The following is a 13,828-nucleotide window of genomic DNA, read 5'->3' as shown; positions in this document are numbered from 1 at the left end:
CTATATGGAACCAAAAGGGTTAACTCGATCCGTTAACCTTGTTGTGAACTCTTCAACTATTTTAGGAATCTGTGTATTTGTTCTTGTGATCCTTCCTAAAATGGCTTTATCCAAACTAAATTGCTTTAATGGAACAGTAACTAAGTGGTCTTGGTAGATTGAAGACAAAGAACTCACTATAAAGTCTGGAGCAATCGTGATCGCATCTCCCTTAACAACCATTTGGCATAACGCTTCAGTGTTATTGGTAATTAAAGCAATACGGTTTGTAGCATTACCCGACATCAAATTGTGGACGATGTTTTCAAGATGTTCATCCTTGTATAGGACGAACACTTCATTCTCCAAGTCCTCAGGAGATATCGTTTTAAAAAAACGTAAATGGGAATTCGTGTTCATGATCAATAAAGCTTTACCTTCTGCTATGGGTGTCCATTCAAATGAAGAGTTTTTTTGATTTTCACTATAAGAAATTAAACCCATGTTTGCATAACCATCATGAACGTTTTTCATTACAGTTTGAGTGTCTCCCTCAATCATCTGAACTTTCAGTGAAGGATATTTAAGCATTAGCTCTAACGTAGCCTGAACAACTTGAGGAACAAAACCAGGAATGGTTGAGATCGTAATGCTTTCAACATATTCTTCTTTAAGATTCAATAATTCGGTTTGCATGACTTCAATATTTTTAAGAATAGCTGCAGTGTGCTGCAGAATAAGCTCTCCTTCTTTTGTGGGAACCACTCCTTTCTTGGTCCGATAAAAGATAACTGTATTCATTTCGTCTTCCAATTGTTTAATGGATTGACTTATCGTTGGCACGGTCAGATGATGCACACTCGCAGCCTTTGTAAATGAACCAAAACTTGCAGCCGAAACTAAATATTGTAACTGTGAGATATTCATTATAATTACTCATCCTTAAATTTTTATTTATGATATTAAATTATAATTAATTATCCTTTATGATTTCAATCTAGTATTCTACATAGAGGAGGTCGATATGATGCGAAGTATACGAAGTTTTCTTGTTGAACGGTTGCTGGTACTAACTAAAAAGAAACTCAATGTAGATGATTATATGGAGGAACGTGGAATTATTAATAGTTTACCCTATGTATTGCCTGTTAAGCTTAAAAATAAGTATAAGATAATCAAGGATAATAACCTTCCCATAGATACCTATATTCTAAAATCGGACTCTCAATCTGATGTGCGAATTATTCTTTATTTGCCTGGTGGAGGATATGTTGAGCAGCCTCTTACATGGCATTGGCATTTTTTACACAACTTAACTCAGCAATTAAATTGTACTGTTTATGCTCCCATTTATCCTAAAGCTCCGACCTATCAGTATATGGATGCGATCGAAAGTGTTCTCAGTATTTATAAACAACTTCTTGAAATAGCTGAACCAGAAAACATCGTGTTAATGGGTGATTCTGCCGGTGGTGGTCTATCCTTGGCCTTCGCTCAATATCTATCCGAAAAAGGATTGCCACAACCAGGGAATATTATCCTGCTGTCTCCATGGCTTGACATCACATTAAGCAACCCGGAAATAGTAGCCATGATAGACAAAGAACCTATGTTAGACTGGGAAGTATTAGTTGAAGCCGGGAAAAGGTACGCAGGTGAAACTTCCCGGACACACTATTTGGTAAGTCCAATTAATGGTGATATTACAAACTTGGGGAAAATCTCATTGTTTATCGGAACCCATGAATTTTTCCTTCCTGATGCCCGGAAATTTAAAGAAATTGCATCCCAAAAATCGGTTGACATCAATTATTATGAGTATCCAAAAATGAATCATGTATTTCCTGTATTCCCTATACCTGAAGCAAAAAAAGCCCTAAAACAAATCATTAGTATTATTAAAAGTTAGTACTATTCCTTTTGTTTAAGGTTGCCCGGTAACCATTCTTGAAGTTATCTTCTTGTCAGAACAGATTGGGTAATACTTTCTCCTGATTGTGGATAAGCTCTATACAAATAAATGATCTTGTAAGTTGTCTCGTCCGATAATATTACTAGTCTCAATCGATGTTATAAACCACACCGATGGAACTAGTTTAGCTGCAACATGTATTCATATGCTGTGACACCAAATACCCGTTTGAAATGTCGGTTCAGATGGGTCAGATCGACGAATCCACAATCGGCAACAGCAGCATAGATGTCCTTGTTTGTTTCGATGGACTGACGGGCACGCTCAACCTTGCAATTCAAGAAAAACTGGTAGGGTGAGATGCCAGCATGTGATTTGAATTCACGGATAAACTGAAACTTGGACATGCCAAATTCGGAGCTTAGGTTGTCCAGCTTGAGCACATCTTCGGTACTGCAAAACATGATTTCCTTGGCTTTGCGGACCAGGTTGTCCTGAGGTAACCAGAGCTTGGTGTCCATTTCCTTCTGTGCCAGAAGATGAACCAGATCGAAGACCCGTTCGCTGCACTCGGCTTCGTCCTGTCTGAGTTGAACGGCATCGTTCAGCATCAGAATGCTCCGTGCAAGTTCGGGTTCATAGACGATGGGAGTTGCGAAACGTAATTCCTTTTTACCTATAATCTCCTCAACCAAATCGGGCTTCAAATAGAGCATCACATAATCAATGCCAGCTTTATCATAGGAGCTTCCATCATGGGACTGTTCACGGTTGAACAGCATGACACCATTTTGGTGAGAAGCCTGATATTGTCCGTCCAAATTGTATTGTTGAATGCCACGCAGCGTTACGCCAACCGCGTACTCTTCGTGGCAATGCTTTTTATAGGTGAAATCAGTAAAGCTGGCGGATAGTGCCAGCACGTCTTGCGACTTTTTATAGTTAAACCGTTCCATGCAGCACACCTCCCAAGCTTTAGATCAATCCGGATACTATAATGGCTGAGTATAACAAAAAAAGAGCCATGAGAATACTTAGTAATTTTTGGTGACGATTCAGCAGCGTTTTGAAAACCGTGCCAAAAACAACCCAACTGGAATAGGCGAGAAAGCCAATAAAGGTAATGAGAAGCACGAACAGAAACGATGAGAAGGAACTTTGATAAAAGGGTAATACATAACTTGGAATGACAGTGAAGGTAAACAAGACCACCTTTGGATTCACAAATTGCATGATGAAACCGTTCCAGAATCCGGTAACTTGTTTCGGTGCATCCTCAGTGGTACCCATCTTGTAGATCTGGTACGCCAGATACACCATATACAGGCCGCCGACAATCTGCATCACCTTCAGAATTCCGGGCAACACTTCCGCAAGAAGATGATTGAGAAAAGCTGAAGCGGTCAGCAGCAGACCAAATGCTAGCGTAGCTCCCCACACATATTGCATCGTTTGACGCGCCCCAACCTGCTGCACGGAAGAAAGAATTACGATATTGCTAGGGCCTGGGGTGAACGTAACGACGATGCAGTAGATTAAAAAAGATGCAAGATTCATGATGATGCTCTCCTCTGGTTGTAGTCTAGTTCCATGATCATACGTCCAGAGGTAAAAATCATATAGTACATTATTGCAGCATGCGACTCTGCATATGTAGAAAAGGAAAACAGCGTAACCCAGCCGCTTCATAAAACGCGGCCTGGTCACGCTGCTACATCAAGGCATCGAGAAAACGTGTGGCGATCCCAAAATAGATAAACAGGGACAAGATATCATTCAAAGTAGTGATTAATGGGCCAGAAGCGACAGCAGGGTCGACTTTAAAACGACTAAGTAGAAGAGGGATACAGGTACCGGTCAGTGTGCCAATGACGAGAGTGAGGAACAAAGACACCCCAATAATGGCGCCTAGCAGCCAATCCCCTTGCCAGAAATAAGCAATGACGGTGATCAATAAGCCACACACCAATCCTATCATCGTGCCTACTTTGATCTCCCGACCAATCAGTGCCAGTACGGTGGCTTTGTCGAGTTTGCGTCCGATCAGTCCGCGTACCACAACAGCCAGAGACTGGGTCCCTGTGTTCCCCGTCATACCCGCGATCATCGGCATGAAGAATGCCAGTGCGACAACCTGATTCAGTGTATCTTCGAAGAAATCCACAATGCTTCCCGAGATCAATCCAATCAACAGAAGCAATATGAGCCAGGGAAGTCTGCGTCTGACCGCCACGAGCGGTTTGGTATCAAAATCGATATCCTTGCTGCCACCACCCATCTTGGCTAAATCTTCACTTGCTTCATCCATAATTATATCAATGACATCATCCATCTGGATGACACCGCATAATCTGTGATTCTCATCTACCACCGGAAGCGCCATAAACTCATAACGCTGCAAAAGCTGTGCGGCTTCCTCCTGGTCCATATCCACCGTTGCATGGATTACCCGCCGGGTCATCAGTTCTTCGACTGGGGTCTTGTCATCAGACAAGGCGAGGGATCGATAACTCACGACACCGACCAGTTTGCCTTCATTATCGGTCACATATAGATAACTGGAGGCGGAGATATGCATGGTACCTTGCGACTGTCGTAAGGCTTCCTTCGCTGTTTCATGGGCGAGCAGAGTCCGAAATTGATCCGTCATGATGCGTCCTGCCGTCTCCGGCGGATAATTAAGCACGGACCGGATAATGGCCGAGTGGTCCAGGTTCATGTTGGATAGTAATTCTTCTCTGCGTTTGGCAGGCAAATCGTGCATGAACCGGATCAGATCACTTTTGTCCATCTGCTGCATGACTTCAAGCGTGCGTTCCGGTCCGAGTCGTTCAAACAGCTGGATCTGCTCATGCAGCTTGAGGGTCTCGGCGAGATCCGCCAGGGTATCGGGTTTGAACAGGAGCAGAAACCGATTGGTCTCTTCTTCAGGGAACTTTTTATATACGAGTGAGAGGTCGTAGGGATGCAGTTCTTTCACCAATTTATAGAAATCGGACAGGTTCCGCGATTGCACATGTTGCACAAGTTGTTCGGTGATTTCTTCAACGGAGAAATCTTTCTTGGAATCAGATTCTTTCATATTGACACTCCTTTCTAAACGATCAGCTTCATATTTTTAAACGAAATGGGTTAGCGGTTAAACAAATGGAGAAAAAGTGAGTACTCAAAACGATATTGTAATCTTGCTCAAACATTCGAGATGGGCTTACAAACGAGCGCTGCAAGGATATACTTGTTGTATGGCAACAGACGAGGAGGACATGCGTTAGTGGAAATAGATATCAGAACACAATTGCTCAGCTTGGCTGAGCCGGAGTATCAGAAATTTTCGGCTGCGCTCATTCCCAACATCACGAATGTACTAGGTGTGAGATTGCCAGTCTTACGAAAGATTGCCAAACAGATTGCTGCTGGGGACTGGCGCACATATCTGGAGACGGCAGACGATGAATACTTTGAAGAAGTGATGCTACAAGCGATGGTGATTGGACATGTACAGGCCGATCTGGACGAGCTACTGAAGGCTATTGAAGCATTTGTACCAAAGATCGACAACTGGTCGGTATGCGATAGCTTCTGTGCGGGACTGAAATATACGAAGGTTCATTCGGAGCCAATGTGGGCGTTCTTGCAGCCCTATCTGAGATCAGATCAGGAATATGAGATTCGGTTTGGTGTGGTGATGTTGTTGAATTTTTATCTGGATGAGAGATATATCGATCAGGTTCTAAGCGCATTGGATCAGATTAGGCACGAGGCGTATTACGTGAAAATGGCAGTCGCCTGGGCCATCTCGATGGCTTATGTGAAACAACCTGAAGTGACTATGCGTTATCTGAAGCATAATACCCTGGACGATTTTACGTATAATAAGGCACTTCAGAAAATCACGGAATCTTATCGCGTTGATCCGGAGACCAAGCAGATGATCCGCAGTATGAAACGTAAGGTGAAGAAGCAGGCTACGTCCTAGCATTAAGCATTCCACCGGGGAGAGGGCGATAAACGGATGAGAAAAAAGTTGATGTACACCACGATGCAGTTGGACGGTCGTCCATGGGTGTTGCTCGCTACGGAACAAGGCTTGTGCCGAGTGGTCATGCCCAATGAAACACTGGAGGACTGGACCGGCTGGATACAGAAAGTTGCACCAGGCGTGGAACTGGAAGAGAATGAGGATGCTCTGAAACGAACAGGCATGGTGGACTGGCTGCAGTCCTATTTTGCAGGGGAACCGGTGGCTTATACAGACGCCATCCCTCTGGACTTGATCGGAACTAACTTCCAGCAGGAGGTATGGAGAGAGCTAGGGCGTGTGCCTTACGGTGAAATTCGGACCTATGGTGACATCGCCGCAGCGATTGGAAGACCCTCAGCTGTACGAGCGGTGGGGGCTGCAAATGGAGCCAACCCGATTCCGGTTCTGTTACCCTGCCACCGTATTATCGGGGCCAATCGCAAGCTGACCGGATTCCGTGGAGGCCTGGAGATGAAGCGCAGACTGCTGGATATCGAACAGATTGAAGGCGTGACCGATGGAGGGCATGCGCGGTTTCAATTTTAGTGGAAGAGCGGAATCAAGCAGATTAAGGTGATATGGACAGGGCAGGCACGTTATTGTGCCTGTTTTTTTGCATGTATTAAGGAAGGCATGCAAACGTTCCGCGTATGGAAAACCAACGTTTTACATATTTTTGCCTGGTGAAACCGTATGGTACCATGGATCATAGAACAATCGGTATCCGGGGGACGTAATGCCGGGTGAGAAAAGAGGGATGACATGATGAAGCAGGCCTACTGGTTAACCAATGTGACTGTGGAGCAGAGTTATGTTCGAGAAGGAGAACAGGTGACGGGGACACGGACAAGCCTTGCTCATCTGCGGATTGAAGATGGAGTGATCGCGGCGATCGTGGATGGAAACAACCCGTTGTCTAGTGATCTACCACAAGTAGATGGCAAGGGATTTTTGCTACTGCCTTCGTTCGAGGAGGCACATATTCATCTGGATAAAACGTACTACGATGGGCCATGGACAGCCGTTAAACGTATCTCCAGTATTTTCGAACGTATTGAAGAAGAGAAGGTTCTACTGCCCAAGCTGTTACCAGATGCGAAGCGTCAAGCGGAGAGTATTCTGGCCTTGATTCAGGGGTGCGGCTCAACTCATGTGCGTAGTCATTGCAATATTGAACCCGTCAGTGGGTTGAAAAGACTGGAAGCGACGCGGCAGGCTCTGGAATCATTTTCGGGCAAAATCTCTTCGGAGATCGTGGCTTTTCCACAGCATGGACTGCTTCGCTCCAATTCAGTGGAGCTTATGGGCCAAGCGATGAAGGAAGGTGCAACGCATGTGGGCGGTCTTGATCCTCATACGGTGGATGAACAGATCGAGAAATCACTGAACGCCATGGTTGAACTGGCTGTTCAGCACCATGCGGGGGTTGATATACATCTGCATGATAGCGGGCAAGCTGGGAAACAAACGCTGCTGGAACTCGCGAATCTGACCGAAGCAGCAGGGCTTCAGGGCAAAGTTACCGTGAGTCATGCGTTCTGGTTCGCCCGTGCAGAGCAGCAGGAAGCAGAAGATATGGCGCAGCGAATGGCTTCGCTTGGGATGAGCATTGCTTCCACGGTGCCCATTGGCAGAACGGTGATGCCTCTTCCCATGCTCCACCGTATGGGCGTGAACGTGAAGCTGGCAACAGATAGCCTGACGGATCATTGGTCTCCTTTTGGCAATGGAGATTTGCTTGAGAAAGCAGGACGCTTCGCAGAACTGTACGGATATAGTGATGAACTGTCCTTGTCTCAATCTTTGGCATTCGTAACAGGCGGTATCACACCGCTGGATTCACAAGGGCAGCATGTATGGCCGAAGGTAGGTGATGCAGCGAGTTTTGTACTGGTTCATGCAAGTTGTTCGGCGGAAGCTGTTGCGAGGCGATCTGCGCGGCAGGCCGTATGGTACAAGGGGCAATTGGTCAGCGGATCGACTTCGGATTGAGGAAAATAGAGCGTCTAGAGCCACGGGGAACCGTGGCTTTTTGGCATGGGAGAAAAAGAGGAAGGAACTGTTCGCATATACCACATTTTGGGTTATGATGGACGTAGTTATTGAAGGGAGTAATTCAAATGAAGATTGAATATGCAACGGAAGCTGACTACGACTATATCATTGAAAGAGATCTGCATATCCATCAGCCACTTGTAAAAACGAAGATTCGTGAGAAAGAAGTATTCATCCTATGGGACGAGGACGAGGGATCAAGAGTTGGATGGATGAGGTACGGGTACTTTTGGGACAACCTTCCCTTTATGAATATGATTTGGATTGAAGAACCTTATCGAAACGGCGGATTTGGCAAAAAAGTCGTGCATCACTGGGAAAGTCTAATGAAGCAACAAGGCTTCGATACCGTGATGACTTCAACGCAATCAGACGAACATGCCCAACATTTCTATCGAAAGCTGGGGTATGTTGACGCAGGGGCTCTGTTGCTGGATACACAACCCTTGGAGATTATATTGATCAAGAAAATCTAGTGAATAAGCTGCAAGGGGGGAGCTTGATGATAAGAGAGGCGGAATCTAGAGATGCAGCGGTTATAGATAGGCTGTATACAGAATTATTGCCGAACAACTTAAACACCAAGGTGCTTGCAGAGCGTATTGAAGAAGTTCGGAATAACCCAAACAGTTTCTTGTTTGTGTATGAACTGGGTGATCAGGTGATCGGCACGGCTCATTTACATATTTGTCTGGATGCTTTGGTGGAAAATAGACCATTCGGCTTAGTTGAGCGGGTTATTATTACGGAACATGTGCAGAGCAAGGGATATGGATCTGAATTGATGAAACATATAGAGCATGTATGTGTGCAGAAAAATTGTGTGAAGATGTTTCTCACTAGTGGATCATCCAGAGAAGAGGCACATCACTTTTATACGAAATTGGGATACAACGGAGAATCCAGCAAGGCATTTAAAAAGTATTTATAACATTCATTCATCAGGGAGAGGGAAGTAGGCAGCTCAAAATGAAAGATAACAAACATCCGGTTCAAGATATCCGATTCATCGTTACCTTGCTCGTGGCTACTTGTTGTTGTTTAGGTGTTGTGATGTATTTAAGTGAGCAAACAGATCGGAACATGTATCGCTTTTTAAGTTGGGATATGTTCCTGGCATGGGTACCCTTCATCATCTCATCCTGCATTAGGTACATATTCAATAAAAAAGTAACGAAAATGAGCGCGATATGTGTAGGGTTGATGTGTGGAGTATGGCTCTTTTTTCTGCCCAATGCGGCCTACCTTTTTACGGAGATTCTGCATTCATTTAGATATTTCGATGCTCAGGGGGAGACCAGATTCTGGGTCAATATTGATTTTTGGTATAGTCTTACCCTGACGTTTGCTGTAGCGATCATCGGATTGCTGCTCTCGACTTGTTCGATCATTCAAATCCACGGCATGTTAAACAAATTAGTAAATAAGTACGTTAGCGTGATGGTTGTGGGCATTATTTTGCTCTTAAGCAGTATAGGGGTCTACATTGGAAGATTTAATCGGTGGAATTCGTGGGATGTATTATCCCAGCCTGGGAAGATCTTCGTGGATCTTGTTAATGATTTCAATGCAGCGAACAGCATGATGGTTGAGTTTGTCGCCATTGTATTTACGGTTCAACTTTTTGGATACGTTATCGTATCTTTGCTGACCGCAAGGTCTAGCAGTTAATTACTTCATTTGAAAGGGTAAAAGAACAGCCATTGCGTATTTATTTATAAAAATGACACCAAGGAGGCAATATCACACGATGGGTAATCTTAATTTTATCGATAAACTTCCTCACATTAGTGAATGCAAACAGATTCTAAAGGCAGCAGCTATGCTGGATGCCATTTTGATGCCGGAATGGGAGTACAGGTATTACTCGTATAATTCCCAGTGGGACACGAATGAGCAAATGGCATCCATGAGAGATGGGCAAGGAGATCATTATTTTGCAATATTCAGTCCGAAGGGGCTGATTATTAAAGGCTTTGATAAAGAGTATGCACTTCAGCATAAGGTTGACAGGAGTGATGTGGTAAAGCGTGTTCCAGAAGCATTTAATACATTTTTGGCAGAGCCGGCATTTGTAATGGATCAGACGACGTTCTGTATCTGGAGTGTGGCGGATCAGGAAGGGTGGTCTGCGGGCACGGTGCTTGGGGATCATGAATACGAACTGTTAGAGATTTTAGTAGGCGGCGCGAAATATTATCATGCTTGGGCACAGGATTACTACGAGATAGCGTTGGATATCAAACTGGTTGAACAGGTATTTGATATGAAGCCGATCGATGAGATCTTACTACAACAATTAAATGATGAACTGAGATTAAGTGATATCGAAGGTGAAATTGCAGAAATTGGATACCCGGATAAGGATCTGAAGGTATGAAGGCGATAACCCAGGAAATTACAGAAGAATTATTGACTGTGATGGATATGTACCAAAGAATCGCGCGGGAATTGATCGAGCAATTGATATTGGAAACGGATCAGCCTGATCGTATGGAGATCCTGGCAGGTGCGTACGATATGCTGACCAATGCGGATGCAATCCATGGAGGAGAAGAATTAACGGGAGACTGGTTTTTTGATGTTCATGGTGAGCACTGTATGTTCCAGAATACAGAAACAGGGCAGACATTGGAGGTTTCCCTTGGTAGTCCAGAAGATGTGGGTAACATGGACCCCTACTTTTTTTATAATTTTATCAAAACAACGCCAGAGATTGCTTACCTAACTGCGTATTTCGAGAATCCGTTTAAGGACATGTTGGATTTCTTTGAACGTTTGCAGGCACAGCATGTGTTAATTCATGTTCACGGGGTGGAATATAGAAAGGTTCTTTAATTGCTGTACATGTAATTGGAACTGAGGAGGAATGACGTATGAGTTTAACGGAATGGTCTACAGATATTCTTCAATATGATCTGTCGGATGAATATTCGATTCGCAAAGCTGATTTTGCCGAATGGGGATTATATTGCACGGTTTATTATGATATGCGTTATGTCGGATTTTTCAGGGAAGAAGAGTTCAGTTCATCAAAGATCAGTGCGTACTGGATTTACAAGGGGGAAAGCAAAATAGGCGGCGTGAGAATGGAGCCAAACCAGATGTATCATTTGTTTTTTATCCCGCCATTCCAGCAATGCTTTGAGGTATTGAAACTTCTGAAGCATAAATTATTACAGTGGTCAGATCGTACAAAACGCATACAGACCTTTGAGATTCTTCCAGATCAAGTCGATCTGTTCGCCAGAGCTGGGTTCTGGCCAGTGGAGTTCAGATGTCGCTGGATGCAGCGGCCTACAGATCATTTTGAAATCGAATGGGACAGCAGGGTAACCGTGAAGAGTCCAGAGATTATTGAAAGTGAAACCGGCACTAGAAAATATGTGAATGAAGATGAGATTGCTCAATGTGACTTGGAGAGTTTTGCAGGAAGTCTTGAGGCTACACGAAGAAATAAAACCTCCCTTGCTGACTTTATACCTGACGAAGATCCTAATTATACAAATGAGATTCTGACTCAAGCCTCCACGCTAGTATACGACAAGGAAACGGGACAGCTTATTGCAAATTGTCGCTTGTGCTTGCAAGATAATCAGGCTGCTGTATACAGCATAGGAGTTCGGCCGGCATATAGAGGAAGAGGGCTTGCTACACTAATGTTACAGAGAGCTTTGAATGCGCTTAAGGGTCAGTATCCCGTGCTGCGATTGTATGTGATGCAAGGAAATGATGCGGAGTCCGTGTATCTGAATCTGGGCTTTATGCCGGGTGTGCAGGAGATTCAGACGATGTATATTCCTGAGGAGGAATCACAATGAAGGTTGCCATCTTAACCGATATTCATGGGAATGTTCCTGCGCTTCAAGCAGTATTGGCTGATATGGATTCCAGAGGAGACATTGAGTATACATTTTGTTTGGGGGATATGATCGGTATTGGCCCTTACTCCAATGAAGTGATCGAGATGTTGTACAGCCGTGAGAATTTTATAGCGATTGCAGGCAATCACGAAGAAGCCGTATTGAGCTTGCTCCAAAATAAGGGACCATTAGAAGGGCATAAAGGCATAGCCGAGCATCATGAATGGATTGGTCAACACCTAAGTGCAGAATCGATCAAGAGAATACAAGCTCTACCGAAATTTGTTGAAAAAGAGGTAGAAGGACGTCGGTTCCTTCTAACTCACTATCATATGAACAACGACAAGCTGGATGTCATCGATAAAGAACCATCCGGGATTAAATTGGACGCAAGGTATCAGGGGACGGCCCATGATTTGGTTTGTTTTGGTCATCATCATATTCTTCATTATTATAAGACAGATCAACGAATCTATATGAATCCGGGAGCTTTAGGCTGTAACGATCTTGCCATTGCCAAATACGGGATCGTGGATCTCCAAGAGGGCAAAGTGGATGTGAAATTCATTGGCGTTCCATATGACAATAGGGAGTATCTGCAATCGTATGAACGGTTGAACGTTCCGGATCGGGCTTTTATTTTGAAGGCATTCCATGGGAATCAGTTAGAGAGAGAGTATGGGGGGGACAGTGAGCGTTCTTAGCGACGTTTTTGTTTCTTGGTAAAGGAGAGATGTACATGGGAATGATCATTATGTTGGTGGTGTATCTGTTTCTCGGTATTTATGTTGTGAAAGTTGGAATAGATAACTCAAAAAATAGCCAGCACACCAAAGAAATATTATCAGAGTTAAGGGAAATTAAGGACCTGTTGAAAAATCAAAGATGAAAATTGATTAGGTATGTACTTCAAAATTAGCTGAGGAACAGCATTTTCCATCACTCCCTCTCCTTTATGTCAGGAAAGGGAGGATTCCTGTACAGCTAGCCAAATTACCCCAGTACACGAATAACAATATCCTGATCATGGTTACCGAAACCGGCACCATAGATCGTTAGACCGCCTACGTTGGGGCTTTCCTCGTCAACCGTAAAACGAAGCGTCCAGAACGGTTCGCTAAGCTTAATATCCTCAAGAGTAATATCCGACATCCGCTCACCATCCATATACGTACCAGAGGCATCAATGCGGATGGTCTTCAATAATCCATACTGATTCACATTGCGATGCCACCATTCTGGTGTATATTTGCCACGCGCTGCTCTGCCAAAGTCGGCAGGGCTTGTCCACGTTCCGAGAGAAACACCATTGAAAGTGAAACGAATATCCGAAGGCCAATGATCCCGTAAACCCGGAGCTTCAGACGCCAGTTCCATCGATATTTCAATAGCATCGGTTGCCTGGTCAGGAAGGACAAAGTTTGGTGTTTTATATTCAACATAGCCCTTCCCAAACCACAGGATAGCAGCATGCACCCGCTCGGGGTCAAGGAAGTAACGCGGATCATCCCAGACGCCGATTTCTTTCTCATGTGTGCCTAGCCCACAGGTAGGGTGAATATCAAAAGCAGTGTAGTGCCCGACGGATATCGCCTGTTCTCTGGTTCGTAAAGTTTGGCTTGCGGATGGCAGCTCGATCTCAATCTGATTTTGTTTGAGGTAACATAATTTGTGCGTTCCTCCGTTGATCCGAACTCGTCTACTCCCGATTAGACCTGCATCCTCTAGTTTGCGAATATGCATCGTGACAATGGAGGGGCTAAGCTCTAATACTGCAGCAATATCCTTCACATTCATTTCGCGATCAGCAATCATGTCCATGATTCTCCATCTGACTTCGCTTGCCAGCGCCTCATATAAAGGAAGGAACTGGGTCTCCCCATTTGCTTTGATCATCTGTACAACTCCCTTCCCTCAATCTTCTAAAATTACATATATATTAATTCAATAAAATTAGTTTCAAGATGCAATCCAGATTCATTGCAAGTTTATAGCCAA

At 44.2% G+C, this 13,828-nt stretch carries 17 protein-coding genes; 12 read left to right on the top strand and 5 right to left on the bottom strand.

Translation table 11 applies throughout. The features are described from left to right. Entirely contained in the window at positions 1–906 is a 906-nt protein-coding gene (locus tag OM416_RS08915; RefSeq protein ID WP_264928590.1) for a LysR family transcriptional regulator, read from the bottom strand. 97 nt (positions 907–1,003) lie between these two features. Here OM416_RS08915 and OM416_RS08910 point away from each other — a divergent pair, with 97 nt between their 5' ends. Next, positions 1,004–1,888, top strand: coding sequence for an alpha/beta hydrolase fold domain-containing protein (locus tag OM416_RS08910; protein ID WP_264928588.1), 885 nt, complete (start codon positions 1,004–1,006; stop codon positions 1,886–1,888). A gap of 182 nt (positions 1,889–2,070) precedes the next feature. On the opposite strand, the gene OM416_RS08905 is transcribed toward OM416_RS08910, so the two are convergent. From OM416_RS08905 to mgtE, 3 genes are all read right to left on the bottom strand, one after another. Next, entirely contained in the window at positions 2,071–2,847 is a 777-nt protein-coding gene (locus OM416_RS08905; RefSeq protein WP_264928586.1) for an AraC family transcriptional regulator, read from the bottom strand. A gap of 19 nt (positions 2,848–2,866) precedes the next feature. Beyond that, on the bottom strand, positions 2,867–3,448 hold the full coding sequence (locus OM416_RS08900) for a LysE family translocator (protein ID WP_264928584.1): 582 nt from the start codon (positions 3,446–3,448) through the stop codon (positions 2,867–2,869). A 154-nt stretch (positions 3,449–3,602) separates the two neighbouring features. After that, a complete protein-coding gene (gene mgtE / locus OM416_RS08895; protein WP_264928581.1) occupies positions 3,603–4,973 on the bottom strand; it encodes a magnesium transporter in 1,371 nt (456 codons plus the stop codon). 189 nt (positions 4,974–5,162) lie between these two features. On the opposite strand from mgtE, the gene OM416_RS08890 reads away from it, so the two are divergent. From OM416_RS08890 to OM416_RS08840, 11 genes are all read left to right on the top strand, one after another. Further along, the gene (locus tag OM416_RS08890; protein ID WP_264928579.1) at positions 5,163–5,867 is read left to right on the top strand and encodes a DNA alkylation repair protein; all 705 of its coding nucleotides are present in this window, start codon (positions 5,163–5,165) and stop codon (positions 5,865–5,867) included. Positions 5,868–5,903: 36 nt separating this feature from the next. After that, positions 5,904–6,458 (top strand): methylated-DNA--[protein]-cysteine S-methyltransferase, encoded by a 555-nt coding sequence (locus OM416_RS08885; protein WP_264928578.1) that lies wholly within the window; start codon positions 5,904–5,906, stop codon positions 6,456–6,458. Between the two features lie 219 nt (positions 6,459–6,677). Continuing rightward, positions 6,678–7,904, top strand: a complete 1,227-nt coding sequence (locus OM416_RS08880) for an amidohydrolase (protein WP_264928924.1) — start codon at positions 6,678–6,680, stop codon at positions 7,902–7,904. A gap of 128 nt (positions 7,905–8,032) precedes the next feature. Next, a complete protein-coding gene (locus tag OM416_RS08875; protein ID WP_264928576.1) occupies positions 8,033–8,443 on the top strand; it encodes a GNAT family N-acetyltransferase in 411 nt (136 codons plus the stop codon). Between the two features lie 26 nt (positions 8,444–8,469). Beyond that, positions 8,470–8,898, top strand: a complete 429-nt coding sequence (locus OM416_RS08870) for a GNAT family N-acetyltransferase (RefSeq protein ID WP_264928574.1) — start codon at positions 8,470–8,472, stop codon at positions 8,896–8,898. Between the two features lie 38 nt (positions 8,899–8,936). Next, positions 8,937–9,638: a DUF1361 domain-containing protein gene (locus OM416_RS08865; RefSeq protein ID WP_264928573.1), complete on the top strand. Its 702-nt coding sequence runs from the start codon at positions 8,937–8,939 to the stop codon at positions 9,636–9,638. A gap of 79 nt (positions 9,639–9,717) precedes the next feature. Continuing rightward, positions 9,718–10,347, top strand: coding sequence for a hypothetical protein (locus OM416_RS08860; RefSeq protein ID WP_264928571.1), 630 nt, complete (start codon positions 9,718–9,720; stop codon positions 10,345–10,347). Further along, the gene (locus OM416_RS08855; RefSeq protein ID WP_264928569.1) at positions 10,344–10,805 is read left to right on the top strand and encodes a DUF6896 domain-containing protein; all 462 of its coding nucleotides are present in this window, start codon (positions 10,344–10,346) and stop codon (positions 10,803–10,805) included. The genes OM416_RS08860 and OM416_RS08855 overlap by 4 nt, the downstream gene beginning before the upstream one ends. A gap of 38 nt (positions 10,806–10,843) precedes the next feature. Further along, positions 10,844–11,788 (top strand): GNAT family N-acetyltransferase, encoded by a 945-nt coding sequence (locus OM416_RS08850; RefSeq protein WP_264928567.1) that lies wholly within the window; start codon positions 10,844–10,846, stop codon positions 11,786–11,788. Continuing rightward, the gene (locus tag OM416_RS08845; RefSeq protein ID WP_264928565.1) at positions 11,785–12,534 is read left to right on the top strand and encodes a metallophosphoesterase family protein; all 750 of its coding nucleotides are present in this window, start codon (positions 11,785–11,787) and stop codon (positions 12,532–12,534) included. The genes OM416_RS08850 and OM416_RS08845 overlap by 4 nt, the downstream gene beginning before the upstream one ends. A gap of 35 nt (positions 12,535–12,569) precedes the next feature. Continuing rightward, positions 12,570–12,719: a hypothetical protein gene (locus tag OM416_RS08840; protein ID WP_264928563.1), complete on the top strand. Its 150-nt coding sequence runs from the start codon at positions 12,570–12,572 to the stop codon at positions 12,717–12,719. A gap of 104 nt (positions 12,720–12,823) precedes the next feature. Here OM416_RS08840 and OM416_RS08835 read toward each other — a convergent pair whose 3' ends face one another. Continuing rightward, on the bottom strand, positions 12,824–13,726 hold the full coding sequence (locus OM416_RS08835; protein WP_264928561.1) for an ArsR/SmtB family transcription factor: 903 nt from the start codon (positions 13,724–13,726) through the stop codon (positions 12,824–12,826). Positions 13,727–13,828 lie beyond the last annotated feature (102 nt).

Source organism: Paenibacillus sp. LS1 (assembly GCF_026013365.1).
Taxonomy (GTDB): domain Bacteria; phylum Bacillota; class Bacilli; order Paenibacillales; family Paenibacillaceae; genus Paenibacillus.
This window is presented reverse-complemented; position numbering and strand designations above follow the sequence as displayed.